Below are 23,721 nucleotides of genomic sequence, written 5' to 3'. Positions count from 1 at the left end.
CGATGAAAGCATCACCTGTTGCGATCGGTAGCGCGACATATTTCCCGGATGCGCGGGAACTTGTCGTCGCGGACAGTGCAATGGTGCTGGAACCTCGCCTCGCCGACCTGCTGTCCTGTCTTGTCGCTGCTCCGGGTGCCGTCGCGCGCGACGAACTGCTCAACACCGTCTGGGGCGATGCCGGATCGGATGAAGCGCTGACCCAGGCCATTTCCAAATTGCGGCGGCATTTGGGGGATGAACAGCGGCCCTATCGGCTGATCCGGACCATACCCAAATTCGGCTATGCGCTAGAGACAGCGGCCACCATAGAAGAACCCGCAGATGCCGATCGAAATAGCACCGCGCCGCTAAACCATCCGGGGCGCAATCGCAGCTTCTATCTTGGCATGGCGGCCGGAGTCGGATTGATATGTGCGGTCATATTGCTCTATTCGCTGCTGAGTCGGCCAACCGTTATCGAACGGGAAATGATCCTCTGTCCGCCCGATGCACCGCAAGAGAGCTGTGCGGAAATGCTGCAGCCGCAGAACTGAAACGCATCACGCAGCCTGACCCAGTGTATCCTGCGGCAGGCCGAGCGCCCGTTCAAGATCGGCCAGGGCCTGTTCGCCACTGACAACCTTGATCGCCTGCATGCCCAGCGCCGCTGCCGGTTTGCAGTTGATGCCCAGATCATCGAGATAGACGCATTGTTCCGCCAGGACATCCAATGACTCGCACATCATCTGATAGATACGCGGATCGGGCTTGCGCACGCCCACCTTGCTGCTCTCGATCACATGGTCGAAGCGGTCCATGATCGCCGCGATTTCGGCGGCTCGAGTCTCGGTCAGCGCCATGCCTGCGCCTTTGCCCGCAGGCACATTGTTGGTGATGCATCCCAGTGCGAGGCCGCGCGCCTTCAGGTCATCCAGCGCTGCCACCATGGCCAGGCGGACATCGCCCGCCAGACAGGCCAGCACATCCTTGCCGGTCAGGCCGGTGATACCCAAGGCCTCGGCTTCCTGCGTAAACAGGCGGTCAAACGCAGCAGCATCAATCTCCGCCCGCTCAAACCGGGCCCAGGCATTGCTGTCCGGATTGGTGCTGTTGACGCGCCGGACACTATCCTTCGAGACACCGCGCTCTGCCTCCAGCCGGTTGAAGGCTTCAAAAGGCGAGGACGTAATCACCCCGCCAAAGTCGAAAATGATGGTGGTTATGGGCATCAGTAATTCAGCCGCAGCCCCGCTCGTTTCCAGTCCATTTTCAGCAACTGGCCGGTGGCCGAGAGACAGATATAGGCGGTTTGCATATCCTCGCCGCCAAAGGCGATATTGGTGGTAAAGGGGTCAGTGGTCTGCACAAACTCGACCAGCTGACCCTCGGGTGAAATCACGCTGATGCCGCATTCGCCGATAGTGGCGACGCAGATATTGCCGTCGGCCTCGACACCCAGCGAGTCGAAATAGGTGAAGCCGCCCGGGCTGTAGAGAAACTGTCCCTGCGGTCCCAGCAGCCCCTGCTCGAAGGCGATTTCCCCAGGCGAGGCGATATTGTACGCCCACAGCTTGCAGGTATAGGTCTCGGCGACATAGAGCCGCTTGCCATCGGGTGACAGGCCGATGCCATTGGGGTTTTCCGAGGGAAAAATCACCTCTTTGAGCAGGCTGCCATCGGCCCTGGCATAGAATACGCCGGTAACATCGCGCTCGCGCGGGCGGGTCTTGCCATGGTCGGTGAACCAGAAGCCGCCGGCATCATCAAAGACGATATCATTCGGCCCGCGCAGCACACAGCCAAAGTCGCCATCCTTGTACAGTATCTCGACCTCGCCAGTCGCAATATCCACCCGCTCGATGCGGCCGCCCGAATAATTCTCGGCCTGGCCATGCGGCACCAGAAACGGCGCCTCGTCCGTGCCGCCGTTAATATAATGAAAGCCGCCATTGTTGCAGATATAGAGCTTGCCATCGGGGCCGACCGCGGCACCATTGGGTCCACCGCCGGTTTCTGCGACGGTGGTTTTGGCGCCATCGGGGGTAATCCGGGTAATGCGCCCGGCCTCAATCTCGACCACAATCACCGAACCATCAGTCATCACCACCGGCCCTTCGGGGAAGCGCAAACCTTCCGCGATTATTTCCATTGTTCATCCTCTCTTTTCTTTGCGTATGAACATTGCCGGGACATGATCAACTGTCTAGATAAATCTGGGACAGTTTATAGCAGCGTCATTGCGAGCGTAGCGAAGCAATCCAGAGGGTCTCGTGCGGCCCTAGATTGCCGCGTCGCTGCGGTCCTCGCAATGACGCGTTACAGAAAGGACGGTCAGCTCCATGACCACAGCTTACCCTGAAAAACTGCAACTCCATATTGACGGCGAATGGGTCGATATTGGCAATCGCGGCGGCATTGATGTCGTCAACCCGGCAACCGGTGAGACCCTGTCGATCCTGCCCAAGGCAGAGGCCAGCGATCTCGACCGGGCGCTGGATGCGGCGGCGCGGGCATGGCCAGAATGGCACGCTACGCCGGTAAATGAGCGCGCGGCAATATTGCACAAGGCAGCCGCCCTGATGCGCGAGCGGGCTAAGGCCATTGGCGCGCTGATGACGCTGGAACAGGGCAAGCCGTTAGCGCAGGCGGTGGGTGAGGTCATGGGCGCGGCGGGCCAGCTCGACGTGATGGCCGAGGAAGCCAAGCGTTGCTATGGCCGGGTACTGGTGCGCCAACCGGGCGAGAACAGTTTTGTAAAATATCAGCCAGTTGGTCCGGTCGCGGCGTTCAGCCCGTGGAACTTCCCGGTTTTTACCGCGATCCGCAAGGTCGCGCCGGCGCTGGCGGCGGGCTGTCCGATCATCCTGAAACCCGCCGAGGAAACCCCGGCCAGCCCGCTGGAGATGCAGCGCTGTCTGGTCGATGCGGGACTGCCTGCGGGCGTCATGCAGACGGTTTATGGTGATCCGGCGCAGGTGTCGGAGCATCTCATCGCCTCGGATGTGATCCGGAAGATCAGCTTCACCGGATCGGTGCCAGTGGGCAAGCATTTGATCAAACTCGCCGCCGAGGGCCTGAAGCGCACCACTATGGAGCTGGGCGGCCATGCGCCGGTGCTGATTTTCGATGACTGCGACCTCGACAAGACGCTCGACATGGTCACCACCGGTAAGTTCCGCAATGCCGGACAGGTCTGTGTCTCGCCGACGCGCTTTTATGTGCAACAAGGAATCTACGACGCCTTCACCAAGGGCTTTGCCGAGCGCGCGGCGAAAGTCTCGGTCGGCGATGGCAGCGAGGCAGGCGTCGATATGGGGCCGCTCGCCAATCCGCGTCGCCCCGATGCGATGGCGCGGATGATCAGCGATGCCAAATCCGCCGGGGCCGAGGTGGCACTCGGTGGCGAGCAAGGCGAGGCAAATGGCGGCTTTTTCTATCAGCCCACAGTCCTGACCAATGTGCCGACCGAGGCGATGATCATGAATGAAGAGCCATTCGGTCCGGTCGCGGCGATGCAGCCTTTTGCGACGCTGGATGAGGCGATTGAACAGGCCAACCGCCTGCCGCTGGGCCTCGCCGCCTATGCCTTCACCACCCATTTGCGCACCGCCAATCTGGTCGGCGACGCGATTGAATCGGGCATGGTGGCGATCAACAACCTCACCGTCTCACCCGGCGATGCGCCCTTTGGCGGGGTCAAGCATTCGGGCCATGGTTCGGAAGACGGGCCCGATGGGCTAAAGGCCTATATGGTCACCAAGGCGATCCATCAGGCGTGACGTCACTCCCTCTCCCTTTAAGGGAGAGGGTCGGGGAGAGGGTGCACGAAACCATCAGCATCGCACACCCTCATCCAACTGCGCCTAACCGCCTTCGCCCTTCGACAAGCTCAGGGCTTCGGCGCCAAGGCTTCGTATCCTTCTCCCCTTAAGGGAGAAGAAAGAAAGGGCCAATATGACCAAACGCACAGGCGGTGAAATCCTTGCGAATCAGTTGATCATTCAGGGCTGCGACCGGCTGTTCACCGTGCCGGGAGAGAGCTTTCTCGCGGTGCTCGATGCGCTGCATGACCGCACCGCCGATATCGACACGATCGTCTGTCGCCAGGAAGCGGGCGTCACCTTTATGGCCTGTGCCGATGGCGCGATGACCGGGCAGCCGGGCATCGCCTTTGTTACCCGTGGCCCCGGTGCGACCAATGCGAGTATCGGCGTGCATGTGGCGATGCAGGATTCACAGCCGATGATCCTGTTTATCGGCGATGTCGCGCGCGGTGATCGTGATCGCGAGGGCTTTCAGGAAGTCGATTTCTCCGCAATGTTTACGCCGCTGGCGAAATGGGCCGCGCGGATTGATGATGCGGCGCGTATCCCGGAATATGTTGCGCGCGCCTATGCCACGGCGCTTTCAGGGCGGCCCGGGCCGGTAGTGTTGACGCTGCCGGAAGATATGCTGCGCGATCAGGTTGAGGCCATAGATCGCCCCAAGATAATCCGCCCGGCCCAGCCACTCTGCCCCGATGCGATGACCGCTCTGGAGGATTTGCTGCGCGATGCCACCGATCCGATTGCGATTGTCGGCGGCGCAGATTGGGATGCGGAGACCCGCGCCAATTTCCAGATTTTTGCCGAGCGTATCGGTCTGCCCGTCGCCTGTGCGTTCCGAAGACAGGATGCCTTCCCCAATGACAGCGCGGTCTATGCCGGCAATCTCGGCTATGGGCCTAATCCCAAGCTGGTTGAGCGGGTCAAGCAGGCCGACCTGATCCTTGCCGTTGGTGCGCGGCTGGGTGAGGCAACCACTGATGGTTATACGCTCATCACTCCCGATCATCCGCATCAGACGCTGGTGCATGTGCATCCAGACCCCAACGAGCTGAACCGCGTCTATCACAATGATCTGCCGATCTGCGCCGATATGTCCGAATTTGCCGAGACCGCGGCGCTTTGGGATCATGATCTGCTGAGCTTTGACGCGGGTGCAAAAGCCCATGCCGAATGGCGCGAATGGTCCACCCCGCAACCGAGCGATGCCATGCTCGATCTCGGTCAATGTGTCGCCGCGATGCGCGAGTTATGCCCGGCGGACAGCATTATCTGCAATGGCGCAGGCAATTTCTCCGGCTGGTGGCATCGCTATTGGCGCTATGGCGATATGCCCAGCCAGTTAGCTCCGACTGCAGGTGCGATGGGCTATGGCGTACCGGCTGCTGTGGCGGCGGCGTTACGTTTCCCCGACCGCTGCGTTGTTGCAGTGGCAGGCGATGGCGATTTTCTGATGAACGGTCAGGAACTCGCGACCGCCGCGCAACATGGTGCGAACCTGTTGGTGTTGGTGGTCGATAATGGTGGCTATGGCACCATCCGCATGCACCAGGAGCGCGATTATCCGGCGCGGGTCAGCGGCACCGAATTGTCAAACCCCGATTTCGCCGCCTTTGGCGCGGCATTTGGCGCATGGACTGCAACGGTCGAGAAAACTACTGATTTCACCCCAGCGCTGGAACAGGCAATGGCGCGCAATGGCATAAGGCTGCTGCACCTCAAAACCGATATCGAGCATCTGACTGCCGGCGGGGTGCGGGTGAGTGCGTTGCGGAACGCTTAGCGCCAAGACAGGCTTCACGCGAAGGCCGCGAAGAAGCGAAGAGCGCGAAGATCATATAAAGCCCTCTCCCCTTCAGGGGAGAGGGAAGAGCCGCGAAACGGCGAAGGGAGAGGGGGCATCCCGCAAATAGCCCCCTCCCTTAATCCCTCCCCTGAAGGGGAGGGAGACTGGTTTGCCATCACCGCAATGTCATGCCGCCATCGACGGTAAACTGCGATCCGGTGACATAGCTGGCCTGATCGGAGAGCAGGAACAGCGCGACCTGCGCCGCTTCTTCCGACGAGCCGAAACGGCCCAGCGGGACCATTGCCGCAATATTCTTGCTGAATGCTTCGATCTGCTCATCGGTGAGGCCCATGCCGTCGAAGAAATTGGTTTCGATCGGACCTGGCGCTACTGAATTGACACGGATATTGCGCGGCGCCAGATCGGATGCCCAGGAGCGTGTCAGCGCCGTGACCGCACCCTTGGTCGCGGCATAGACCGCGCCCTGCGCCTGACCGAGATAGGGCGCGACCGAGGCGGTGACGACAACCGAGCCGCCTTCATGGATCGCCGGGATCAGTTCCGCCATCTGCAGCACAGGCCCGCGCACATTGACATTGTTCATCGCGTCGAAGCTGTCGACTGCCTCATCAGTATTGTTGCGGAAGGTGCCGAAGCCGGCATTGAGCCAGACGCCATCGACGCCGCCCATATTCGCTTTGACCGCTTCCGCCAGCACTTTGGCAGCTTCGGGGTCGCCGGCATCGTTGATCAACCCGACGCTACCCTCGGGCAGCGCTTCAAGAGCCGCGTCCAGCCGACCCTGATTGGTACCGGTAATCGCAACGGTACCGCCTTCCTCTGCGATGACCTTCGCTCCCGCCAGACCAATGCCGCTGGTGCCACCTGTAATCAGGACTTTTTTGCCGTCAAAACGTGCCATTGTCTTTTCCTTTCTCTCATGCTGCGCTTGCGCAGCCTCCAAACAGTGATCAGCACATGGGAATGACGATGCCGTTACGCCGCGTCATTCTGCTTTGGCCATCGCAAGAATTTCTTGCCATTGCGCCTCGGTCACCGGTGCCACGGAAAGTCGCGATTGGCGGATGATCGCCAGCTCCGAGAGCCTGGGGTTGGTCTTCATCGCTTTCAGACTCACTGGATTGTCCAGTTTTCGCTCCGGCTTCACCTTCACCGCAATCCAGCGACCGGTGTCATCGGTCGGATCGGGAAAGGCCTCTTCGGACACTTTCATGATCCCGACAATCTCCAGACCCTGGCGTGAGTGATAGAAGAACACGCTGTCGCCGGTCCGCATCGCTTTCATATTGTTGCTGGCCTGGGCGTTCTTCACGCCATCCCAAATGCCCTCCCCTTCGGCGACCAGATCATCCCAGCCATATTCATCGGGTTCGGATTTCATCAGCCAATAGTGCGTAGCCATGCTTTTCAGGCTCCTCTTCTGCGGCTAGAGACGGTGGATAACATTCTTATCAGGACAATATCCATGGACAAGCTGCCCGTTCTTTCTCTCAATGACGACAAGCACAGCTTTGCTGATGCCATAGGCGCCAGCTTCCGCCAACATGGTTTTGCGCTGGTGCGCGACCATGGTCTAGATGCTGATCTCGTGGCAGAAGCCTGGGCCAAAACCAGCGAATTCTTTGCTTTGCCAGTCGAGGAGAAACTGCGTTACGACAGTTCAGCGGGCGGCGGGCAGCGTGGCTATACGGCCTTCGGTACCGAGATTGCCAAGGATGCCAAGCTGCATGATCTGAAAGAGTTCTGGCATGTCGGCCGCGAATTGGCTGCTGATAGCCCTTTGAAAGGTTCGATGCCTGCAAATGTCTGGCCCGATCAGCCTGCGAGTTTCCGTGAGGTTTTCGAGCCGCTTTTTGCCGAGTTCGACCGGGTCGGCAATATCATCCTGTCGCGCATTGCGCTGCATCTCGGCTTGGCGGAAGACTGGTTTGCACCCACGGTAAAAGACGGCAATTCAATCCTGCGCTTGCTCCACTATCCGCCGGTGGCGGATGCCGAGCCGGGTGCGATCCGTGCCGGGGCGCATGAAGATATCAACCTGATCACCCTGTTGCTCGGCGCCGAAGAGGCCGGACTGCAACTGCTGACACGCGAGGGCAAATGGATCCCCGCCAATCCGCCTGAGGGCGCGCTGGTGATCAATGTCGGCGACATGCTGCAGCGGCTGACCAACCATGTGCTGCCCTCGACCACCCACCGCGTGATCAACCCGGCATCCGACCGCGCCGCACACAGCCGCTATTCCATGCCCTTCTTCCTGCACCTGCGTTCCGATTTCCCGATCGAGACGCTGAAACAATGCATCAGCGCCGACAATCCCGACCGCTATCCCGAGCCGATGTTGGCTGATGACTATCTGCACGAACGACTGGTCGAGATTGGCCTGGTCAAGGCCTGAGCCATCTGGCACAAAAAGGGCGGCACGACCGAGATCGCACCGCCCTTTTTCAGCCATTCTTATCGAACCTATTATGCCCCGGGCATAACCACCGTATCGATGACATGGATAACGCCGTTCGAGGCTGCGAGATCGGTGGTGGTCACCGTCGATGTGCCGCCATTGGCATCGGTCAAAACCACATTCTCGCCGTCGAGCTTTGCGGTCAGCGTGCCACCCTGAACGGTTTCAACCGTAGCTTCGCCCTCGCCTTCCTCAATCAGCTTGACGACATCGGCAGCCATCACCTTGCCGGCAACGACATGATAGGTGAGAATACCAGCCAGCATTTCCTTGTTCTCCGGCTTGGTCAGCTCGGCGACCTGATCGCCCAGCTTGTCGAAAGCCGCATTGGTCGGCGCGAAAACGGTGAACGGACCTTCGCCCGACAGCGTTTCGCCCAGTTCGGCAGCGGTCACGGCGGTGACCAGAGTCGAGAAATCGTCATTGCCCGAAGCGATTTCGACAATGGTGCCGGCCTCGGTAGTTTCCTCGGTCGCGGTTTCTTCGCCCTCTACGCTGGTGACTTCTTCGGGGGAACCACAAGCGGCCAGGGAGAGCGCGCTTGCGGCGATGAAAAGTGATGTGAATATAGTACGCATAAATCCTTCCTCATTGAAACAAAATGTCTCAACCGGTTAACGCTGCACTGCAGCATGCGTTCCAACAGATATGCTATTTTCGGCAATTTTTTTGCCGGATTGTCAGCCGCCGACACTATCGGCAAGATTGAGGAAATCGGCGGCATAGCTTTCCATATGTGCGCCGCCATCGACATGGAGCATCTGCCCGGTCACGGCCTCGGCATGGGCAAGATAATGCACCGCTTCGGCAATGTCCTGCGGCGTGGAATTGCGCTGCAGCGGCATCATCGCAGCAATGCTATCCATCTGCCCGGGGGCATAGTCCTCGGTCTCCAGAGTCATCCCCGGCGCCACGCCATTGACCCGCAGACGTGGTGCTGTCGCCCGCGCCAGAGTACGGATCGATTCAGCCATGGCCTGTTTCGACAGCGTATAGGAAAGCTGGTCGCCATGCGGATTGCGCACCCGCTGATCGACAATATGGACCACCGATGACCGCCCGTCCTCGTCCAGTGACTGGAACAGCGCCCGGGTCAGCAGCGTCGGTGCCGCCAGATGGATGCGCCAGTGCCGCTCGAGCAGCGCGGCATCGAGAGTATCGATGGTATCATGCTCGAACAGCGAGGCATTGTTGACCAGCAAGGCCGGTGCAGCACCAAAATAAGCCACAATATCGGCGATCAGCCGTGCCGGGGCTTCGGCGTCGGTCAGATCGGCGGTGAACCCGTGCCATGGCGTATCATGCGCTGCCAGCGCTTCGGTCAGGGCATTATCGGGATCGGCATTGCTATGGCCGTGCAGCGCCAATGCGTAGCCCTGGGCAGCCAGATGTGCCGCAATAACCGCACCGACCCGGCGGCAGCCGCCGGTCACCAGCGCCAAAGGGGCTGATGCTGCCATTATCGCCGCCGGGTCATGGTGATACCGATCGATTCATCGGCCTCGGCTATGGCGAGCTTGACGATCTTTACCTCCACCGCGCTCACCCGTTTGTCCTGCAGGAACAGCGTGTCGATGATATGGTCGGCCACGCCCTCGATCAGGGTGAAATGCACTCCTTCGGGCAAGGCAGTCGAGGCGGCATGCTTCAGGTCCATATAATTTTTCGATGCGCTGAGCGGCGTATCGGGATCATAATGATCCTGTATTACCAGCTCGGCACGGATGGTTATACGCAGCGGCTGGGGCAGCTTGGTTTCTTCCGAATAGATGCCGGTCAGCACCGGCACCTCGAAATCGGCAACCTCCAGGATCAGCTGGTCTGTAGGGTGGAGCGTCATTGTTTTCCTTTATCTTGTGCCGCCGACCAGCGCGCAAACAGTGCGGTGGGCAGAATCAGCCGTCCGCCCTCTTCCGCCACCGCCAGCTCTCCCGCCTCGATGGTCCCGGGCAGATCGCCAAAATGCTGCCGCATCAGGGCTTCCAGCGCCAGCGGCGACATACGCACAGCGTAGACGGTGAGGAAAACGAAACGCGAATCCGCATCCACCAGCTGGCGGCAATCGGCAATCAGGCCGGGCAGGTCGGTTTCGATGCGCCAGGTTTCGCCATTCGGGCCACGCCCGAATTTGGGCGGGTCAAGCAGGATGCCGTCATAGTGCCTGCCGCGCCGCACCTCGCGCGCGGTGAATTTGGCGGCATCCTCTACCAGCCAGCGTATCGGCCGCTCGGTCATGTCCGAAAGCGCCGCATTGTCGCGCGCTTGTGCCACAGATTTTTTTGACGCATCGACATGCACCAAATGTGCGCCTGCCGCCGACAGCGCCAATGTACCGACACCGGTATAGCCGAACAGGTTCATAACATGGGACGTCTCAACCCCGGCAATCTGCTCGCGCATCCAGCGCCAGACCGGATCCATATCGGGAAAGAAGCCGAGATGACGGAACGGGGTACAGGAGGCATGGAAACGCACCTCGTCATTCCATGTCAGTTCCCAGCCATGCCGCGCACCGTCACTGTCATAATGCCAGCGCCCGCCGCCATCCTCGTCTGAGGCCGGGATGAATTCGGCATCGGCGGGCCAGCTGTCGAGGCGCGGCGACCACATGGCCTGCGGCTCGGGGCGGATGAAATGATAATCGCCATAACGTTCATATTTGCGGCCATCGCCGCTGTCGACCAGTGCGTAATCAGGGCGCGGCGCGCTGGTCATTACCATCAGATCGGGGGTGGCAGTCGTCATCAGGCAGCGGCTCCGGCGCGGGCATGCTCCAGCACATGGGCGCGTACCGCATCATAATCACTGGGCAGCTCGGCATAGCGTTCGGCACGGTCGAACAGATTGCCCATGCGCGAGGGCAGCGCCGGACGCACGCCACAGGCGCGCTCGACCGCATCGGGGAATTTCGCCGGGTGCGCCGTCGCCAGCGTCACCAGCGGCACCGCCGGATCGCCATCATCCTGATGGGCTGCGGCAAGGCCGATGGCGGTGTGCGGATCGATCACCTGGCGCGTTTCCTCATGCGCCCGACGAATGGCGCGCGTCATGCCGTCATTGTCGATGCGCGCGCTGGTAAAGCGCTCGGATATGCTGGTGCGGAGTTTGTCATCAATCGCCAGCGCACCACTGGCATCGAAATCCTGCATCATCGCAGCTATAGCCACCCCGTCACGGCCACTCAGATCGAACAGCAGCCGTTCGAAATTGGACGAGACCTGGATATCCATGGACGGGGTCGCGGTCGGGGCAAGCTCGGCGCGCGAATAATCGCCGCTGCTCAGCGCGCGGTGGAGGATGTCGTTGATATTGGTGGCAACGATCAGCCGCTCCACCGGCAGCCCCATGCGCGATGCGACATAGCCGGCAAAGACATCGCCGAAATTGCCGGTGGGCACCGAAAACGCCACCGAGCGGTGCGGCGCGCCGAGTTGCAGCGCTGCGGCAAAATAATAGACGATCTGCGCCATCAGCCGCGCCCAGTTGATCGAATTGACCGCCGACAGGGTCAGGCTGCCGGTCAGCTCGGGATCGCCGAACATGCGCTTCACCATCGCCTGGGCATCGTCAAAACTGCCCTGGATCGCGATATTGTGGACATTGGGTGACAGCACCGTGGTCATCTGGCGCCGCTGCACATCCGAAATCCGCCCCGCAGGGTGGAGCATGAAAATCTCGATAGCGTCGCGCCCCGCCACGGCATGGATCGCCGCCGATCCGGTGTCGCCCGAAGTCGCACCGATAATCGTCAGCGGTTTGTCATCCCGACCGAGAAAATGCGCAAAGCACTGGCCGAGAAATTGCAGCGCGACATCCTTGAACGCTAGTGTCGGACCATGGAAAAGCTCGAGCAACCAGTGTCGCTGATCGAGCTGGACCAGCGGCGTCACCGCCTTATGGGCAAAGCCGGAATAGGCGTCATGGCATAGCGCGGTCAGCTCCGCATCGGACAGGCTGCCGGCGACGAAAGGGCGCATGATCCGCACCGCCAGCGACGGATAGTCGAGACCAGCCATGGCGGCGATCTCCTGACGACTGAACTGCGGCCAGTGCGACGGCAGATACAGCCCGCCATCACTGGCCAGGCCAGCCAGTGTCGCGCCGCGAAAATCCTTGGCGCTCGCCGCGCCCCGGGTGCTGATATAGTCCATAGAAGAAGCGGTTAGCGGCGGATCAGGCGCGGCGCAAGAGACGCTGGCGCAGGGCAAGCGCATAGATGATGCCGGCCATCGCGGCGAACAGGAACCACTGCACCGCATAGGAGAGATGGTTATTGGGCAGGTCCGCCGGCGAGGGTTGCGCCGAAGCCTCCAGACCAGCCACCGCAGGATCGGCAACCAGACGGATCAGCGCATTGCCATCGGGCGCGATAATCCCGGTGACCGCACCGCCCTGCCATGTCGGGGTTTGCGGCTGCAGCGACCAGCCCGTCTGAAGCTGCGCCTCTGCGTCACCGGCGATGCGGCAGGTGGCGATATGCACCCATCCTGCACGTCCCTTGGCATTGCGGCCACTGGTGGAACGCCAGCTGGTCACCTCTGCACAGGCAAAGCCCGAGCGCCGATAGAGCGGCAGGTCATCAGCATCGGGCATTTGCGGCCAGTCGTGCACCGGCTGCCCCGCCGCAGCAGCTTGATAGCGTGCCAACAGCGCCGCCTTTTCATCCGCACGGCCAAGCTGCCACACGCCCAGCGCGATCATGGTGGCGATTGCGGCGGCGACGATGATGGTCGGGAGAATCGGGATACGGGTCATCGGTTATGAATCCTGGCTGCAAAGAAAAGGGCAGCCGAACCATCGTCCGGCCGCCCCTTCTTTGTTTTGGATACGCACCCGATCAGTGCACCGGCGCGCCCCAGCCGCCCCAGACATAGACCACGGCGAACAGGAACAGCCAGACGACATCGACAAAATGCCAGTACCAGGCTGCCGCTTCGAAGCCGAAATGCTGTTTCGGGGTGAAGTGGCCCATATAGGCGCGCACGAGGCAGACGATCAGGAAGATCGTGCCGACCAGAACATGGAAGCCGTGAAAGCCGGTCGCCATGTAGAAGGACGAGCTGTAGTTCAGTCCGGCAAAGGGAAACGGCGCGACGCTGTACTCATAGGCCTGCACCGCAGAGAACAGGATGCCGAGCAGGACCGTGACCCAAAGTCCCTTGATCAGGCCATCACGATCGCCATTGAGCAGCGAATGGTGCGCCCATGTGACGGTGGTGCCCGAAAGCAGCAGGATCAGCGTGTTGAGTAGCGGCAGTTCAAAGGCGTTGAGCACCTCGACACCCACTGGCGGCCATTGCGCCAGCGCAGCCGCGCCTTCCTGACCGATCTTGTTCTCGGTAAAGCCTTCCATGAATTCCAGCGGTTGCGGGAAGAGCGAGAAATCGAACCACGCCCAAAACCAGCCGACAAAGAACATCACTTCCGATGCGATGAACAGGATCATGCCATAGCGCAGATGCAGCTGAACCACCGGTGTATGGTCGCCGGCATGTGCCTCGCGCACGACATCGCGCCACCAGCCGAACATGGTGAAAAGCACCCCGGCGAGACCGGCAAAAAACACCCAGCCGCCGCCATTGGCATTTTCCGGCGACACATTGGCGCCATGCATCCACATGATTGCCCCGGCCGCCATTACCAGCGCCGACAGCGAGCCGATCAGCGGCCACGCGCTGGGCGGCAAAATATGATAATCGTGGTTCTTGGTTCCAGCCATTTTCTTTTTCGTCCCTTTGTTCCCCGCCATGCCTAGATGGCCAGGATCATACTCTCTTTTCCGATGCCTTAGCTGCCATTGTTTTCCGGGTCCACCGGGTAAAATGTATAGCTCAGCGTTATTTCCTCGATGCCCTTGGTATCTTCATCCTCGAAGATCGCCGGGTCGACATAATAGATGACGGGCATCCGCACCTCTTCCCCCGGCTGCAGCGTCTGCTCGGTAAAGCAGAAGCACTGAATCTTGTTGAAATATTTGCCTGCCTGCACCGGCGTGACATTGTAACCGGCAGTGCCGGTCACTGGCGCGGTCGACAGGTTCCTGGCGACATAGATAGCCATGTCGCGGGCGCCCACGGTCATCCGGTCCTTGGTGCGCTCGGGGCGGAATTCCCACGGCATTCCCGGCTGAACATTGGAATCGAAGCGCACCGATATCGTCTTGCTGCCGGTCTTGACCGACGCAGCTTGTGTAGCATCGGCCACCTGTGTGGTGCCGCCAAAGCCGGTGACACGGCAGAACAGGTCGTATAACGGCACGGCGGCAAAGCCGAGCGCGGTCATCCCGGCGACCAGCGCCGCCGCCATCAGGGCGGAGCGCAAATTGCGCCGCTGCATCGTCTGCGGCAAGGCCTGGGACGCGCTCATCCCCACACCCCGATCTTGACGATAGTGATCAGGAAAAACAGCACGCACAAGGCCACAAGGCCGAGCGCCATGATGCGCGAGCGCGCACGCTGACGCTGCTGAATCTGTGCGGTTTCCGCGTGCGAGACATTCTCGCCGGTAAAGCGCCCTTCGCCCGGGACCTGTGGCGTAACGCTATTGGCGCCCGACGAGTTCACCGGCTCGCTCATGCAATCAGCCCGATCAGATAGTGATCGGCGACCACGGCACCGAACAGCACGAAGAGATAAACAATCGAAAAGGCGAACAGCCGCTTTTCCGGCTTCATTTCCGACGGCTCGGTGGCGGTGTTGCGATAGACGCGAAATGCCAGCCAGACAAACAGCAGCGACAACGCGGTCGCCGGAACGCCGTAAATCCAGTCGGCCAGCCCCAGCAGCGTCGGAGCGATGGCGATCACCGCAAGCAGCACCGAATAGCCGAGAATCTGCTTGCGGGTATTTTCGCGACCGGCAACGACCGGCAGCATCGGGATACCGGCATTGGCGTAATCGGATTTGACGAACAGCGCGAGCGCCCAGAAATGCGGCGGCGTCCAGATAAAGATCAGTGCAAACAGCAGCAGCGGCATCAGCGTGACATCACCGGTGACTGCGGCCCAGCCGATCATCGGCGGGAACGCACCGGCGGCACCGCCAATGACGATATTCTGCGGAGTGCTGGGCTTCAGCCACATGGTGTAGATGACGACATAGAAGAAGATGCAGAAGGCAAGGATGGCCGAAGCGACCCAGTTGACGCCGACACCCATGAGGAACACCGACAGCGCCGACAGGCCCATGCCGAAATGCAGCGCCGATTCACGCTCCATCCGCCCGCCGGGGAGCGGCCGTTTCGCGGTACGCTTCATCTGCGCATCGATATCGGCCTCATACCATTGGTTGAGCGCCGCCGCGCCGCCCGAACCCAGCGCGATGCACAATATTGCGGTAAAGCCGATAATCGGATGAATACTGCCCGGTGCCGCGAGCAGGCCGCACAGGCCGGTAAATACCACCAGCTTCATCACGCCCGGCTTGGTGAGCGCATAGAAATCGCGCCACTCCGCCGTAATCGGCGTGGTGCTGACGCTTTCTGTAGAGGCGGTTGTCGTGTTCATCTCACTGCTTTCCCTGTTCACCCTGAGTCTGTCCAGGAGTCGTTCTTCTTTTCAAGAACAAGGCTTCGACGAGCTCAGCCCGAACGGTTTTATACATCTGTCTTTTCTGCGGCTTCGGCTCGCCTGACGGACAGACGAGCCAGAAACCTTGTCACAATCAGACCTGCCTTATTTGATCTTCGGCAGGGTCTCGAACTGGTGGAATGGCGGCGGGCTGGACAAGGTCCATTCCAGCGTGGTTGCGCCCTCGCCCCAATAATTGCCCTCGGCGCGGCGGCCCGCCATCAGCGCATAGCCGATATTGACGAAGAAGATCAGCGTGCCGACAGCCATGATGGCATAGCCAAGCGTCGAAATCTCGTTCCAGTAGCTATAGGCCTCGGGATAGTCGGGATAGCGGCGTGGCATGCCCTGTACCCCCAGGAAGTGCTGCGGGAAGAAGATGATGTTCACGCCAATGAAGAACACCCAGAAATGGATGTGGCCAAGCAGCTCGCTATAATGGCGACCGCTCATCTTCGGGAACCAGTAGTAGAAACCGGCAAAGATGGCGAACACCGCACCCAGCGAAAGCACATAGTGGAAGTGCGCCACGACATAATAGGTGTCGTGCAAATTGTCATCGACACCGCCATTGGCGAGCACGACGCCGGTCACGCCGCCCACGGTGAACAGAAAGATGAAGCCCAGCGCCCAGACCATCGGCGTCTTGAAGCTCAGCGAGCCGCCCCACATGGTGGCGATCCAGCTGAAGATCTTGATGCCGGTCGGCACTGCGATCACCATGGTGGCGGCGGTGAAGTACATCTTCATATTGACCGTCAGGCCGACGGTGAACATGTGGTGCGCCCAGACGATGAAGCCGACCACGCCGATGGCGACCATGGCATAGGCCATGCCGAGATAGCCGAAAACCGGCTTCTTGGAGAAGGTCGAGACGATGTGACTGATCATGCCGAAACCGGGCAGGATCATGATGTACACTTCGGGATGTCCGAAGAACCAGAACAGGTGCTGGTATAGCACTGGATCACCGCCACCGGCAGCATCGAAGAAGGTGGTGCCGAAATTACGGTCGGTCAACAGCATGGTGATCGCCGCGGCCAATACCGGCAGCGCCAGCAGCAGCAGGAAGGCGGTGATCAGCACCGACCAGACGAACAGCGGCATCTTGTTGAGTGTCATGCCCGGAGCGCGCATATTGAAAATGGTGGTGATAAAGTTGATCGCGCCGAGGATCGACGAAGCACCGGCTAGGTGCAGCGACAATATCGCCATATCGACCGCAGGGCCGACCGAACCGCTGGTCGCCAGCGGCGCATAGACAGTCCAGCCGGTACCAGCACCAAGGCCGGTGCCACCGGGGACGAAGGTCGAACCGAGCAGCAGCAGAAAGGCCGGGATCAGCAGCCAGAAGCTGATATTGTTCATCCGCGGGAATGCCATGTCGGGGGCGCCGATCATGATCGGCACGAACCAGTTGCCGAAACCGCCGATCATCGCCGGCATCACCATGAAGAACACCATGATCAGGCCGTGCGCGGTAATCAGCACATTCCACAGGTGCAGCGCCTCATTCTCGGTCGCCACCGAACCCTGCAGGCTGCTTGCCCACTGGCCGAGATACTGGATGCCCGGCTCTGCCAGTTCCATCCGCATCATGCCCGAAATCGCGCCGCCGATAATGCCGGCAACAATCGCGAAGATCAGGTAAAGCGTGCCGATATCCTTGTGGTTGGTCGACAGGAACCAGCGGGCGAAAAAACCGGGCTTGTGATCTGCATGGTCGTCATGCGCGTCGAGAACACCGGCATCTGCTGCAATCGTTGTCATACTCTCTTACCCTCGAATCGAATTCAGTTGGTCAGCAAAGCGGTTTCGACCGCTTCTTCGGCGCCTTCGTCGGCAGGCGCTTCGCCATCGACCGGAGCAGCATCGGCGACGGCGTCATCGCCGACAGTGCCGCCCTGGGCCAGAACCCATTGCTCCCATTCTTCACGCGGCAGTGCCTCAACGGCTATGGGCATATAACCGTGACGCGCGCCACAAAGTTCCGAGCACTGGCCATAATAGACGCCCGGCTTGTTGATCTTCATCACCTTCTCGTTGAGGCGGCCGGGAATCGCATCCATCTTGAACCACAGCGACGGCACGGCGAAGCTGTGGATCACATCGGCACCGGTGATGACCACTTTGATCGGCTCGCCAACCGGCACGACCATGCGATTGTCCACCGCCAGCTGATAAGGCTCGCCATTGGCCTTGGCGGTTTCCTCGTCGAGCATGTTGGAAACAACCTCGAAATCGCCGTTATCCGGATAGCTATAGCCCCAATACCACTGATAGCCGGTGACCTTGACCGTCACCGCGTCGGCGGGTGCCGTCTCATATTGCTTGGCCAGCAGGCCGAGCGAAGGAAAGGCGATCGCAATCAGGATCAGCGCCGGAACCCCGGTCCAGATAACCTCGATCAGCGTGTTGTGGCTGGTCTTGGACGGGTTGGGATTGGCCTTGGCACGATAGCGCAGAATGACCCACACCAGCAGCAGCAGCACCAGCAGCGAAATCACCGTGATTACCGGCAGCAGCACCGAATTGTTGAGCCAATAGGCATAGGCGCCGATATCGCTATACTGAGTCTGGAAATCGATGCCGCGATCAACCGGCATGCCGACACCCGGCTCCGGTGCCATCGGCGTGTAGGAACCGGCGGTCTCGGCAGCCGGTGCCGACTCAGCCGCAGCCTCGGCGCCCGGATTGACGGCCGGGGCGATATCGCCAACCGGCGGTGCGATGGTATCGGCTGTGGCCGGATCGGCCTGTTGCGCCGATGCGGTGGCGGGGAAAAGTCCAAGGGCCGAAGCGGTTATCATTGCCCTGGTAGAAATCTTGGTCTGGATATCCAAAAGAAACTGCATGTATTCCTCTGTATGATGACCGGGGAGCCAAGACGCGGGATAGCGTGTTACATTCTGACTCTGGCCGGGTTTCTGGCGCGGCTTATACGCAGGGTTGTCGCCAGTCTCAAGCCAATCTAGGGATATTTTTCCGCTTGAAAAGAACGCCATCCCTCCCAAATTGCGCCGACGCTACGTAAAGGATGATATTTTTATGACCGACGAGGAAATATTGGCGGAATTCCGCGCCAGCAAAGCATTGCTGGAAGGGCATTTTCTGCTCTCCTCGGGGCGTCACAGCGCCCATTATCTGCAATGTGCCCGGGTTTTGATGAACCCGATGCGCGCGGGACGCCTGGCGAGTGCAATGGTTGCAAAAATCCCGCGCGAGCTGCGTAACGGCATCGATGTCGTCGTTTCACCCGCCATGGGCGGTGTGATTATCGGCCATGAGGTCGGTCGCGCGCTCGATGTCGACGCAATGTTTCTCGAGCGGCCCGAAGGCGTGTTCCACCTGCGCCGTGGCTTCGCGCTCGAACCGGGGCAGAAGGTGCTGATGGTCGAGGATGTCGTCACCACCGGGCTGTCATCGCGCGAAGCGATCAAGGCCATAAGCGAGGAAGGCGGCGAAGTGGTGGCTGCGGCATCGCTGGTCGACCGGTCCGCGGGATCGATCAGCTTCGATGTGCCCTTCTACCCGCTGATCGCAGTCAACTTCCCCAGCTATGCCGCAGATGAGGTACCCGACGAACTCGCCGCGATTCCTGCCACCAAACCGGGCAGCCGCAAGGCGTGAGTACATGAACGGCGTATATCATCAGGCCGGCCAGCACCCGCACAGACTGAGACTGGGCGTCAATATCGACCATGTCGCCACCATCCGCAATGCGCGCGGCGGCGATCATCCCGATCCGGTGCGCGCGGCGGAAATCGTGTCGCGCGTCGGTGGCGACGGCATCACCGCACATCTGCGCGAGGACCGGCGCCATATCCGCGACGGCGATCTGGAACGGATCATGCAGGCTACCGACCTGCCGCTCAATCTGGAGATGGCGGCGACCGGAGAGATGCTGGAAATCGCATTGCGCCATGAACCCCATGCCGCCTGTATCGTGCCCGAAAAGCGCCAGGAACGCACCACCGAAGGCGGGCTTGATGCCGCCGGGCAGCACAACCATCTGGCACCGATTGTCACCCGGCTGAGCGATGCCGGCATCCGGGTGAGCCTGTTTATCGAACCCGACCCGCGGCAAATCGAAGCCGCGATCCGGCTCGGCGCTCCGGTCGTCGAATTTCACACCGGACGCTATGCCCATCTGCTGCTCGACGGTGAACACAAAGCCGCTGAGGAAGAGTTGCGCACCATATCCGACGCTGCCGCGCTCGCCGCGAAGAACGGCATCGAACCGCATGCCGGCCACGGCCTGACCTTCGAAAATGTCCAGCCGATTGCCGCGATCCCGCAAATCGCCGAGCTGAATATCGGCCATTATCTCGTTGGCGAGGCAATCTTTATCGGGCTGGAAGACGCGATACGCAAAATGCGCAATTTGATGGATGATGTGCGGTGAACGAAGCGCCACCCGCCTCTCCAGCCGGGGAACGGCTGATGATGGCCGCTGCGGCCATTCCATTCCTCGCCAGCATATTCGTGCTGGGCCTGGCGTGGAGCAACCAGGTGCTGGTGATTTTCGGCACCGCCTGGCCGCTGATACAGATCGCCGGATATGGCATGATGCTGCAATCGGCCAAGTGGCGCTTTGCCCACCCGCTGGTGACGACACAGATCGCACTGCACTGGCTGGTGATGTTCCTGCTGATCGCGCTGGTGCGGAAGGCGTTGTTGTGATGGAAAAGGTTGCCAGCCTCATCATCGAAGACAATTTTCTTGTCATCCCAGCGAAAACTGGGATCTCAGGCCAGTTGTCACTACCGCTCCGGAATAGGGCTGGAGATCCTGACTTTCGTCAGGATGACGGCCTGTGGTGGCCGTCATGATCATCGGCATGGGATCGGATTTGTGCAATATCGAGCGGATTCAGAATTCGCTCGACCGCTTTGGCGAGCGTTTCGAGAATCGTGTCTTTACCGAGATTGAGCGCGCCAAGGCGGCACGGCGGCCCTATACCCGCGCCGGCACCTATGCCAAGCGTTTCGCCGCCAAAGAGGCGTTTTCCAAGGCTGTCGGCACCGGCTTCCGGCGCGGCGTGTTCATGCGCGATATTGGCGTGGTCAACGGCGCTTCGGGCGCGCCGACACTGCATCTCACCGGCGGGGCAAAGCTGCGGCTCGACAGCATGATTCCCGCAGGCTATAGCGCCGCCATTCACCTGACGCTCACAGACGATCACCCATGGGCGCAGGCATTTGTCATCATCGAAGCATTGCGCAATGAAGGGTCATAGGCCCGCAAGCGTGATGGCTTCGCCACAATTTGCGGGATGCCATGGCCAAGGATAAAGCCAAAGACAAAGACAGCGAGCCGATCAACTGGTGGCATGAGATACGCGGCCTGTTGCTGTTGCTGCTCGCGGTATTTGCCGTCCACAGCCTGATCGCCAAGCCATTCTATATCCCCACCGGGTCGATGATCCCCAATATGCTGATCGGCGACCGGCTGATAGTCAGCAAATATCCCTATGGCTATTCCTGGGTCTCGGCCTCTTTTCACATCCTTCCCGAATTTCCCGGCAAGATCTTCGCAAGTGACCCGGAATATGGCGACATCGTCATCGTCGCACCGCCGGGAGTCAAACAGGATTATATCAAGCGGGTCATCGGCCTGCCCGGCGATACCGTTGCAGTGCGCGATGGCCAGGTAATCCTCAACGGCAAGCCGGTGCCACAGGAGGTCCAGCCCAATCTGGTGCTGCCGGTCGACAGCACCTTGCCATGCAGCGATTTCAGCTATCCCGGCGCGCGGATGACCGGCCCCGATGGCAAGGATTATTGCGAGCTGCCGATCCTCACCGAGACCCTGCCCAATGGCGCCAGCTATATCATCATCGATGCCAAACCCGATCACCGCTCGGACTTTTTCGGGCCGATTACCGTACCTGAGGGTCATGTCTTCCTGATGGGTGACAATCGCGACAACAGCGCTGACAGCCGCCTGCCGCTGGAAGAACAGGGTCTGGGCGGCCCGGTGCCGCTGTATAATGTTGGCGGTCGTGCCGAATTCATCATGTATTCGCTCGACGGCAAGGCAAGCTATAACCCGCTGACATGGTATGGCGCGCTGCGCGGCGAACGCGCCGGGATGAGCCTGCGTCCGGAGCGCAAGGAACTGCCCGCTGCAACCGCTGAAAGGCCAGCGCCTTAGCCACCGCCAATCGCCCGCGCCTTGCACCCGCCATTCCAGGTGTTTTAAACCGCCAAGCCACACAGCATGGGGAGTGACATGGCCGAGAGCGAGCAGGAACGGCGCGGCCCGACCGAGATCAGCGATCCGGTCATGCGCAACGAGGTCAAAAAAGCGGCTATCTGGCTCGGTATGGCGGCGTGCCTTGCGCTGGTGGTCATTCTCGCATCGCCGCTGCTGCTGATCATCGGCGGTCTAATCGTCGCCATAATGCTCGATGGCGGTACCCGGCTGCTCGGTCGTATCCTGCCCATCGCACGCGGCTGGCGGCTGGCACTGGTACTGATACTCGCGACCGGTTTTGTCGCATGGACACTCTATTTCACCGGATCGCAACTGGTATCACAGGCGGCGCGACTGCAGATTGTCGTCGAGGCCCAGATCGACCAGATTGGCCGCTGGGCCGCGAGTGTCGGCATTACCGCCACGCCCGATGACCTGAAGCAGCTGGGCAGCGAGATTGCCAGCCGCATCGGCCAGTTTACCGCCGCAGTCACCTCGGTCTTCGGCGCCATTGCCAGCTTCGTGTTGATGTGCGTGCTCGGCATCTTCATCGCCATCGAACCCAAGCTATATGAGCGTGGCCTGGGCTGGATGATCCCGCTCAAAAAACGCGCCTATTTCTATGGCACGCTCGATCATATCGGCTTTACCATGCGGCGGCTGCTCGCAGGTCGAATGCTGGGCATGGCGGTCGAGGGCTTTGGCACATGGATATTGCTGTGGCTCGGCGGTGTGCCGATGGCGGCACTGCTTGGACTGCTCACCGGAGTGCTCGCATTCTTGCCCAATATCGGCGCGATTGTCTCGGGCGTGCTGATCGTGCTGGTCGGCTTTTCCGCTGGAGTCGAGACCGGGCTGTTCGCCGTCGGCGTCTATCTCTTTGTCCAGATCATCGATGGCTATGTCATCGTGCCGATGGTGGCGAAGAAAACCGTCGACCTTGCCCCGGCGCTGGTTCTCGGCGCACAGCTGATATTCGGCGCCTTGTTCGGCATTGTCGGGCTGGCGCTTGCCGATCCGATCGTCGCGATTATCAAGATCGCGCTGGAACGCGGTGCCTCGGAAGGTGAAGCCGAAAGCGGCTAAAGAGGAATTGTGATGCAACAAGCCGTGCCAGAGCGTCCGACCATAGTCGCCATTGCCGGCTTTGGCGACAATGCCGGCATGTTCACGCCATTGCTGACGACGCACCTTGCGCAATCATACAGGCTGGTCCCGCTCGACCTACCGGGTTTCGGCGCGCCGAAAATGCGCGGCATCACGACTTTGGCGGCGCTGGCCGAATATGTCTCCGACCAGGCCCGGGAGCAGCAGGCGGATATCGTGCTGGCGCACTCGGTTGCGTCGATTATCGCGTCTCTGGCTGCGGCTCGAAAAGACTCACGTATAACCACCATCCTTTCGATCGAGGGAAATCTCACGCCGGAGGACGGTTATTTTTCAGGGTTGGCAGCAGATTATCCGACACCGGCTGTCTTTCGTGAAGCATTTCTGGAAAAGCTGGATGCGATGGCCCGCGACGAACTGGTTATTGCGCGCTATCGTGACAATGTTGCGCTGGCCGACCCGGATGCCCTTTGGGAGCTGGGCAATGACTCCCGGGCGTTCAGCGCCAAGCATATGCCCGGCAATGTACTGATCACATCCGCCGACATTGCCTATCTCTACAATCCGGATAATTGCCCGGCTGCAAGCCTCGCCTGGCTGGATAAACACCCGGTGCGGCGCCATGTCCTGCCCGGCGCATCACACTGGCCCAGCGTCACGCAACCGGATATGCTGGCCGATGCGATCAAGGCTGCTCTCGAGCCTGACCGGTCACCCGAAAAGGCAGGATAATAATGCGTTAGGGATGTAGCAGCGGGAAATCCGGGTCGCC

The 23,721-nt window shown here is 60.4% G+C and carries 27 protein-coding genes; 11 read left to right on the top strand and 16 right to left on the bottom strand.

From position 1 onward, the window contains the following. Positions 1-2: 2 nt before the first annotated feature. Positions 3-536, top strand: coding sequence for a winged helix-turn-helix domain-containing protein (locus tag AAFX04_02120; GenBank protein ID MEO1044217.1), 534 nt, complete (start codon positions 3-5; stop codon positions 534-536). 6 nt (positions 537-542) lie between these two features. Here the strand turns inward: AAFX04_02120 and AAFX04_02115 are convergent, their stop codons facing one another. Further along, positions 543-1,211 (bottom strand): HAD-IA family hydrolase, encoded by a 669-nt coding sequence (locus AAFX04_02115; protein ID MEO1044216.1) that lies wholly within the window; start codon positions 1,209-1,211, stop codon positions 543-545. Next, a complete protein-coding gene (locus AAFX04_02110) occupies positions 1,211-2,131 on the bottom strand; it encodes an SMP-30/gluconolactonase/LRE family protein (protein MEO1044215.1) in 921 nt (306 codons plus the stop codon). Before AAFX04_02110 ends, AAFX04_02115 begins: the two co-directional genes overlap by 1 nt. Before the next feature lie 190 nt (positions 2,132-2,321). Between AAFX04_02110 and AAFX04_02105 the strand changes: the two genes are divergently transcribed. Together AAFX04_02105 and AAFX04_02100 are read left to right on the top strand one after the other, a co-directional pair. Continuing rightward, positions 2,322-3,761, top strand: a complete 1,440-nt coding sequence (locus AAFX04_02105; GenBank protein MEO1044214.1) for an NAD-dependent succinate-semialdehyde dehydrogenase — start codon at positions 2,322-2,324, stop codon at positions 3,759-3,761. Between the two features lie 175 nt (positions 3,762-3,936). Further along, positions 3,937-5,589: a thiamine pyrophosphate-binding protein gene (locus AAFX04_02100; GenBank protein MEO1044213.1), complete on the top strand. Its 1,653-nt coding sequence runs from the start codon at positions 3,937-3,939 to the stop codon at positions 5,587-5,589. Positions 5,590-5,767: 178 nt separating this feature from the next. Here AAFX04_02100 and AAFX04_02095 read toward each other — a convergent pair whose 3' ends face one another. Then, positions 5,768-6,517 (bottom strand): SDR family oxidoreductase, encoded by a 750-nt coding sequence (locus tag AAFX04_02095; protein ID MEO1044212.1) that lies wholly within the window; start codon positions 6,515-6,517, stop codon positions 5,768-5,770. 84 nt (positions 6,518-6,601) lie between these two features. Further along, positions 6,602-7,018, bottom strand: coding sequence for an EVE domain-containing protein (locus tag AAFX04_02090; GenBank protein ID MEO1044211.1), 417 nt, complete (start codon positions 7,016-7,018; stop codon positions 6,602-6,604). 63 nt (positions 7,019-7,081) lie between these two features. On the opposite strand from AAFX04_02090, the gene AAFX04_02085 reads away from it, so the two are divergent. Then, complete coding sequence (locus AAFX04_02085) at positions 7,082-8,014, top strand: 2-oxoglutarate and iron-dependent oxygenase domain-containing protein (GenBank protein ID MEO1044210.1); 933 nt, start codon at positions 7,082-7,084, stop codon at positions 8,012-8,014. A gap of 71 nt (positions 8,015-8,085) precedes the next feature. Here AAFX04_02085 and AAFX04_02080 read toward each other — a convergent pair whose 3' ends face one another. The 12 genes from AAFX04_02080 to coxB all read right to left on the bottom strand — a co-directional run bounded on the left by AAFX04_02080 (position 8,086) and on the right by coxB (position 18,499). Further along, entirely contained in the window at positions 8,086-8,655 is a 570-nt protein-coding gene (locus AAFX04_02080; GenBank protein MEO1044209.1) for a fasciclin domain-containing protein, read from the bottom strand. A 102-nt stretch (positions 8,656-8,757) separates the two neighbouring features. After that, positions 8,758-9,537: an SDR family oxidoreductase gene (locus AAFX04_02075; GenBank protein MEO1044208.1), complete on the bottom strand. Its 780-nt coding sequence runs from the start codon at positions 9,535-9,537 to the stop codon at positions 8,758-8,760. Beyond that, positions 9,537-9,917, bottom strand: coding sequence for a dihydroneopterin aldolase (locus AAFX04_02070; GenBank protein MEO1044207.1), 381 nt, complete (start codon positions 9,915-9,917; stop codon positions 9,537-9,539). The genes AAFX04_02075 and AAFX04_02070 overlap by 1 nt, the downstream gene beginning before the upstream one ends. After that, a complete protein-coding gene (locus AAFX04_02065) occupies positions 9,914-10,822 on the bottom strand; it encodes a class I SAM-dependent methyltransferase (GenBank protein ID MEO1044206.1) in 909 nt (302 codons plus the stop codon). The genes AAFX04_02070 and AAFX04_02065 overlap by 4 nt, the downstream gene beginning before the upstream one ends. Beyond that, positions 10,822-12,228, bottom strand: a complete 1,407-nt coding sequence (thrC, locus tag AAFX04_02060; protein MEO1044205.1) for a threonine synthase — start codon at positions 12,226-12,228, stop codon at positions 10,822-10,824. The genes AAFX04_02065 and thrC overlap by 1 nt, the downstream gene beginning before the upstream one ends. A gap of 22 nt (positions 12,229-12,250) precedes the next feature. Next, positions 12,251-12,832: an SURF1 family protein gene (locus AAFX04_02055; GenBank protein MEO1044204.1), complete on the bottom strand. Its 582-nt coding sequence runs from the start codon at positions 12,830-12,832 to the stop codon at positions 12,251-12,253. Between the two features lie 82 nt (positions 12,833-12,914). Next, positions 12,915-13,796: a cytochrome c oxidase subunit 3 gene (locus AAFX04_02050; protein MEO1044203.1), complete on the bottom strand. Its 882-nt coding sequence runs from the start codon at positions 13,794-13,796 to the stop codon at positions 12,915-12,917. Between the two features lie 68 nt (positions 13,797-13,864). After that, the gene (locus AAFX04_02045; protein MEO1044202.1) at positions 13,865-14,443 is read right to left on the bottom strand and encodes a cytochrome c oxidase assembly protein; all 579 of its coding nucleotides are present in this window, start codon (positions 14,441-14,443) and stop codon (positions 13,865-13,867) included. Beyond that, entirely contained in the window at positions 14,440-14,652 is a 213-nt protein-coding gene (locus AAFX04_02040) for a hypothetical protein (protein MEO1044201.1), read from the bottom strand. Before AAFX04_02040 ends, AAFX04_02045 begins: the two co-directional genes overlap by 4 nt. Continuing rightward, positions 14,649-15,581, bottom strand: coding sequence for a heme o synthase (locus AAFX04_02035; GenBank protein ID MEO1044200.1), 933 nt, complete (start codon positions 15,579-15,581; stop codon positions 14,649-14,651). Before AAFX04_02035 ends, AAFX04_02040 begins: the two co-directional genes overlap by 4 nt. Before the next feature lie 168 nt (positions 15,582-15,749). Next, complete coding sequence (ctaD, locus tag AAFX04_02030) at positions 15,750-17,414, bottom strand: cytochrome c oxidase subunit I (GenBank protein ID MEO1044199.1); 1,665 nt, start codon at positions 17,412-17,414, stop codon at positions 15,750-15,752. A gap of 23 nt (positions 17,415-17,437) precedes the next feature. Next, complete coding sequence (gene coxB / locus AAFX04_02025) at positions 17,438-18,499, bottom strand: cytochrome c oxidase subunit II (protein ID MEO1044198.1); 1,062 nt, start codon at positions 18,497-18,499, stop codon at positions 17,438-17,440. 193 nt (positions 18,500-18,692) lie between these two features. Between coxB and pyrE the strand changes: the two genes are divergently transcribed. The 7 genes from pyrE (at position 18,693) to AAFX04_01990 (ending at position 23,681) form a co-directional block, all read left to right on the top strand. After that, entirely contained in the window at positions 18,693-19,274 is a 582-nt protein-coding gene (gene pyrE, locus AAFX04_02020; protein MEO1044197.1) for an orotate phosphoribosyltransferase, read from the top strand. Between the two features lie 4 nt (positions 19,275-19,278). Then, positions 19,279-20,049, top strand: a complete 771-nt coding sequence (locus tag AAFX04_02015) for a pyridoxine 5'-phosphate synthase (protein ID MEO1044196.1) — start codon at positions 19,279-19,281, stop codon at positions 20,047-20,049. Next, positions 20,046-20,327 carry a hypothetical protein gene (locus AAFX04_02010; GenBank protein ID MEO1044195.1) on the top strand — a complete coding sequence of 94 codons (282 nt, stop codon included), beginning with the start codon at positions 20,046-20,048 and terminating at the stop codon, positions 20,325-20,327. Before AAFX04_02015 ends, AAFX04_02010 begins: the two co-directional genes overlap by 4 nt. 145 nt (positions 20,328-20,472) lie before the next feature. Further along, positions 20,473-20,883, top strand: a complete 411-nt coding sequence (gene acpS / locus AAFX04_02005) for a holo-ACP synthase (GenBank protein MEO1044194.1) — start codon at positions 20,473-20,475, stop codon at positions 20,881-20,883. Positions 20,884-20,924: 41 nt separating this feature from the next. Further along, on the top strand, positions 20,925-21,800 hold the full coding sequence (gene lepB / locus AAFX04_02000; protein MEO1044193.1) for a signal peptidase I: 876 nt from the start codon (positions 20,925-20,927) through the stop codon (positions 21,798-21,800). Between the two features lie 66 nt (positions 21,801-21,866). Continuing rightward, a complete protein-coding gene (locus AAFX04_01995) occupies positions 21,867-22,928 on the top strand; it encodes an AI-2E family transporter (GenBank protein MEO1044192.1) in 1,062 nt (353 codons plus the stop codon). A 12-nt stretch (positions 22,929-22,940) separates the two neighbouring features. Further along, positions 22,941-23,681 carry an alpha/beta hydrolase gene (locus AAFX04_01990; GenBank protein ID MEO1044191.1) on the top strand — a complete coding sequence of 247 codons (741 nt, stop codon included), beginning with the start codon at positions 22,941-22,943 and terminating at the stop codon, positions 23,679-23,681. Positions 23,682-23,721: the final 40 nt, after the last annotated feature.

The organism is Pseudomonadota bacterium (assembly GCA_039818985.1).
Taxonomy (GTDB): Bacteria; Pseudomonadota; Alphaproteobacteria; order Sphingomonadales; family Sphingomonadaceae; genus Alterisphingorhabdus.
This window is presented reverse-complemented; position numbering and strand designations above follow the sequence as displayed.

What these genes read in the sequence shown, in the direction of transcription:
- AAFX04_02100 (MEO1044213.1), top strand. Translation starts at nt 3,937, where the DNA reads ATGACCAAACGCACAGGCGGTGAAATCCTTGCGAATCAGTTGATCATT.
- pyrE (MEO1044197.1), top strand. Translation starts at nt 18,693, where the DNA reads ATGACCGACGAGGAAATATTGGCGGAATTCCGCGCCAGCAAAGCATTG.
- AAFX04_01995 (MEO1044192.1), top strand. Translation starts at nt 21,867, where the DNA reads ATGGGGAGTGACATGGCCGAGAGCGAGCAGGAACGGCGCGGCCCGACC.
- AAFX04_02095 (MEO1044212.1), bottom strand. Translation starts at nt 6,517, where the DNA reads ATGGCACGTTTTGACGGCAAAAAAGTCCTGATTACAGGTGGCACCAGC.
- AAFX04_02105 (MEO1044214.1), top strand. Translation starts at nt 2,322, where the DNA reads ATGACCACAGCTTACCCTGAAAAACTGCAACTCCATATTGACGGCGAA.
- AAFX04_02050 (MEO1044203.1), bottom strand. Translation starts at nt 13,796, where the DNA reads ATGGCTGGAACCAAGAACCACGATTATCATATTTTGCCGCCCAGCGCG.
- acpS (MEO1044194.1), top strand. Translation starts at nt 20,473, where the DNA reads ATGATCATCGGCATGGGATCGGATTTGTGCAATATCGAGCGGATTCAG.
- AAFX04_02115 (MEO1044216.1), bottom strand. Translation starts at nt 1,211, where the DNA reads ATGCCCATAACCACCATCATTTTCGACTTTGGCGGGGTGATTACGTCC.
- AAFX04_02085 (MEO1044210.1), top strand. Translation starts at nt 7,082, where the DNA reads ATGGACAAGCTGCCCGTTCTTTCTCTCAATGACGACAAGCACAGCTTT.
- AAFX04_02090 (MEO1044211.1), bottom strand. Translation starts at nt 7,018, where the DNA reads ATGGCTACGCACTATTGGCTGATGAAATCCGAACCCGATGAATATGGC.
- AAFX04_02035 (MEO1044200.1), bottom strand. Translation starts at nt 15,581, where the DNA reads ATGAACACGACAACCGCCTCTACAGAAAGCGTCAGCACCACGCCGATT.
- AAFX04_02015 (MEO1044196.1), top strand. Translation starts at nt 19,279, where the DNA reads ATGAACGGCGTATATCATCAGGCCGGCCAGCACCCGCACAGACTGAGA.
- AAFX04_01990 (MEO1044191.1), top strand. Translation starts at nt 22,941, where the DNA reads ATGCAACAAGCCGTGCCAGAGCGTCCGACCATAGTCGCCATTGCCGGC.
- AAFX04_02070 (MEO1044207.1), bottom strand. Translation starts at nt 9,917, where the DNA reads ATGACGCTCCACCCTACAGACCAGCTGATCCTGGAGGTTGCCGATTTC.
- AAFX04_02055 (MEO1044204.1), bottom strand. Translation starts at nt 12,832, where the DNA reads ATGACCCGTATCCCGATTCTCCCGACCATCATCGTCGCCGCCGCAATC.
- AAFX04_02080 (MEO1044209.1), bottom strand. Translation starts at nt 8,655, where the DNA reads ATGCGTACTATATTCACATCACTTTTCATCGCCGCAAGCGCGCTCTCC.
- coxB (MEO1044198.1), bottom strand. Translation starts at nt 18,499, where the DNA reads ATGCAGTTTCTTTTGGATATCCAGACCAAGATTTCTACCAGGGCAATG.
- ctaD (MEO1044199.1), bottom strand. Translation starts at nt 17,414, where the DNA reads ATGACAACGATTGCAGCAGATGCCGGTGTTCTCGACGCGCATGACGAC.
- AAFX04_02040 (MEO1044201.1), bottom strand. Translation starts at nt 14,652, where the DNA reads ATGAGCGAGCCGGTGAACTCGTCGGGCGCCAATAGCGTTACGCCACAG.
- lepB (MEO1044193.1), top strand. Translation starts at nt 20,925, where the DNA reads ATGGCCAAGGATAAAGCCAAAGACAAAGACAGCGAGCCGATCAACTGG.
- AAFX04_02065 (MEO1044206.1), bottom strand. Translation starts at nt 10,822, where the DNA reads ATGACGACTGCCACCCCCGATCTGATGGTAATGACCAGCGCGCCGCGC.
- AAFX04_02075 (MEO1044208.1), bottom strand. Translation starts at nt 9,537, where the DNA reads ATGGCAGCATCAGCCCCTTTGGCGCTGGTGACCGGCGGCTGCCGCCGG.
- AAFX04_02045 (MEO1044202.1), bottom strand. Translation starts at nt 14,443, where the DNA reads ATGAGCGCGTCCCAGGCCTTGCCGCAGACGATGCAGCGGCGCAATTTG.
- AAFX04_02120 (MEO1044217.1), top strand. Translation starts at nt 3, where the DNA reads ATGAAAGCATCACCTGTTGCGATCGGTAGCGCGACATATTTCCCGGAT.
- thrC (MEO1044205.1), bottom strand. Translation starts at nt 12,228, where the DNA reads ATGGACTATATCAGCACCCGGGGCGCGGCGAGCGCCAAGGATTTTCGC.
- AAFX04_02110 (MEO1044215.1), bottom strand. Translation starts at nt 2,131, where the DNA reads ATGGAAATAATCGCGGAAGGTTTGCGCTTCCCCGAAGGGCCGGTGGTG.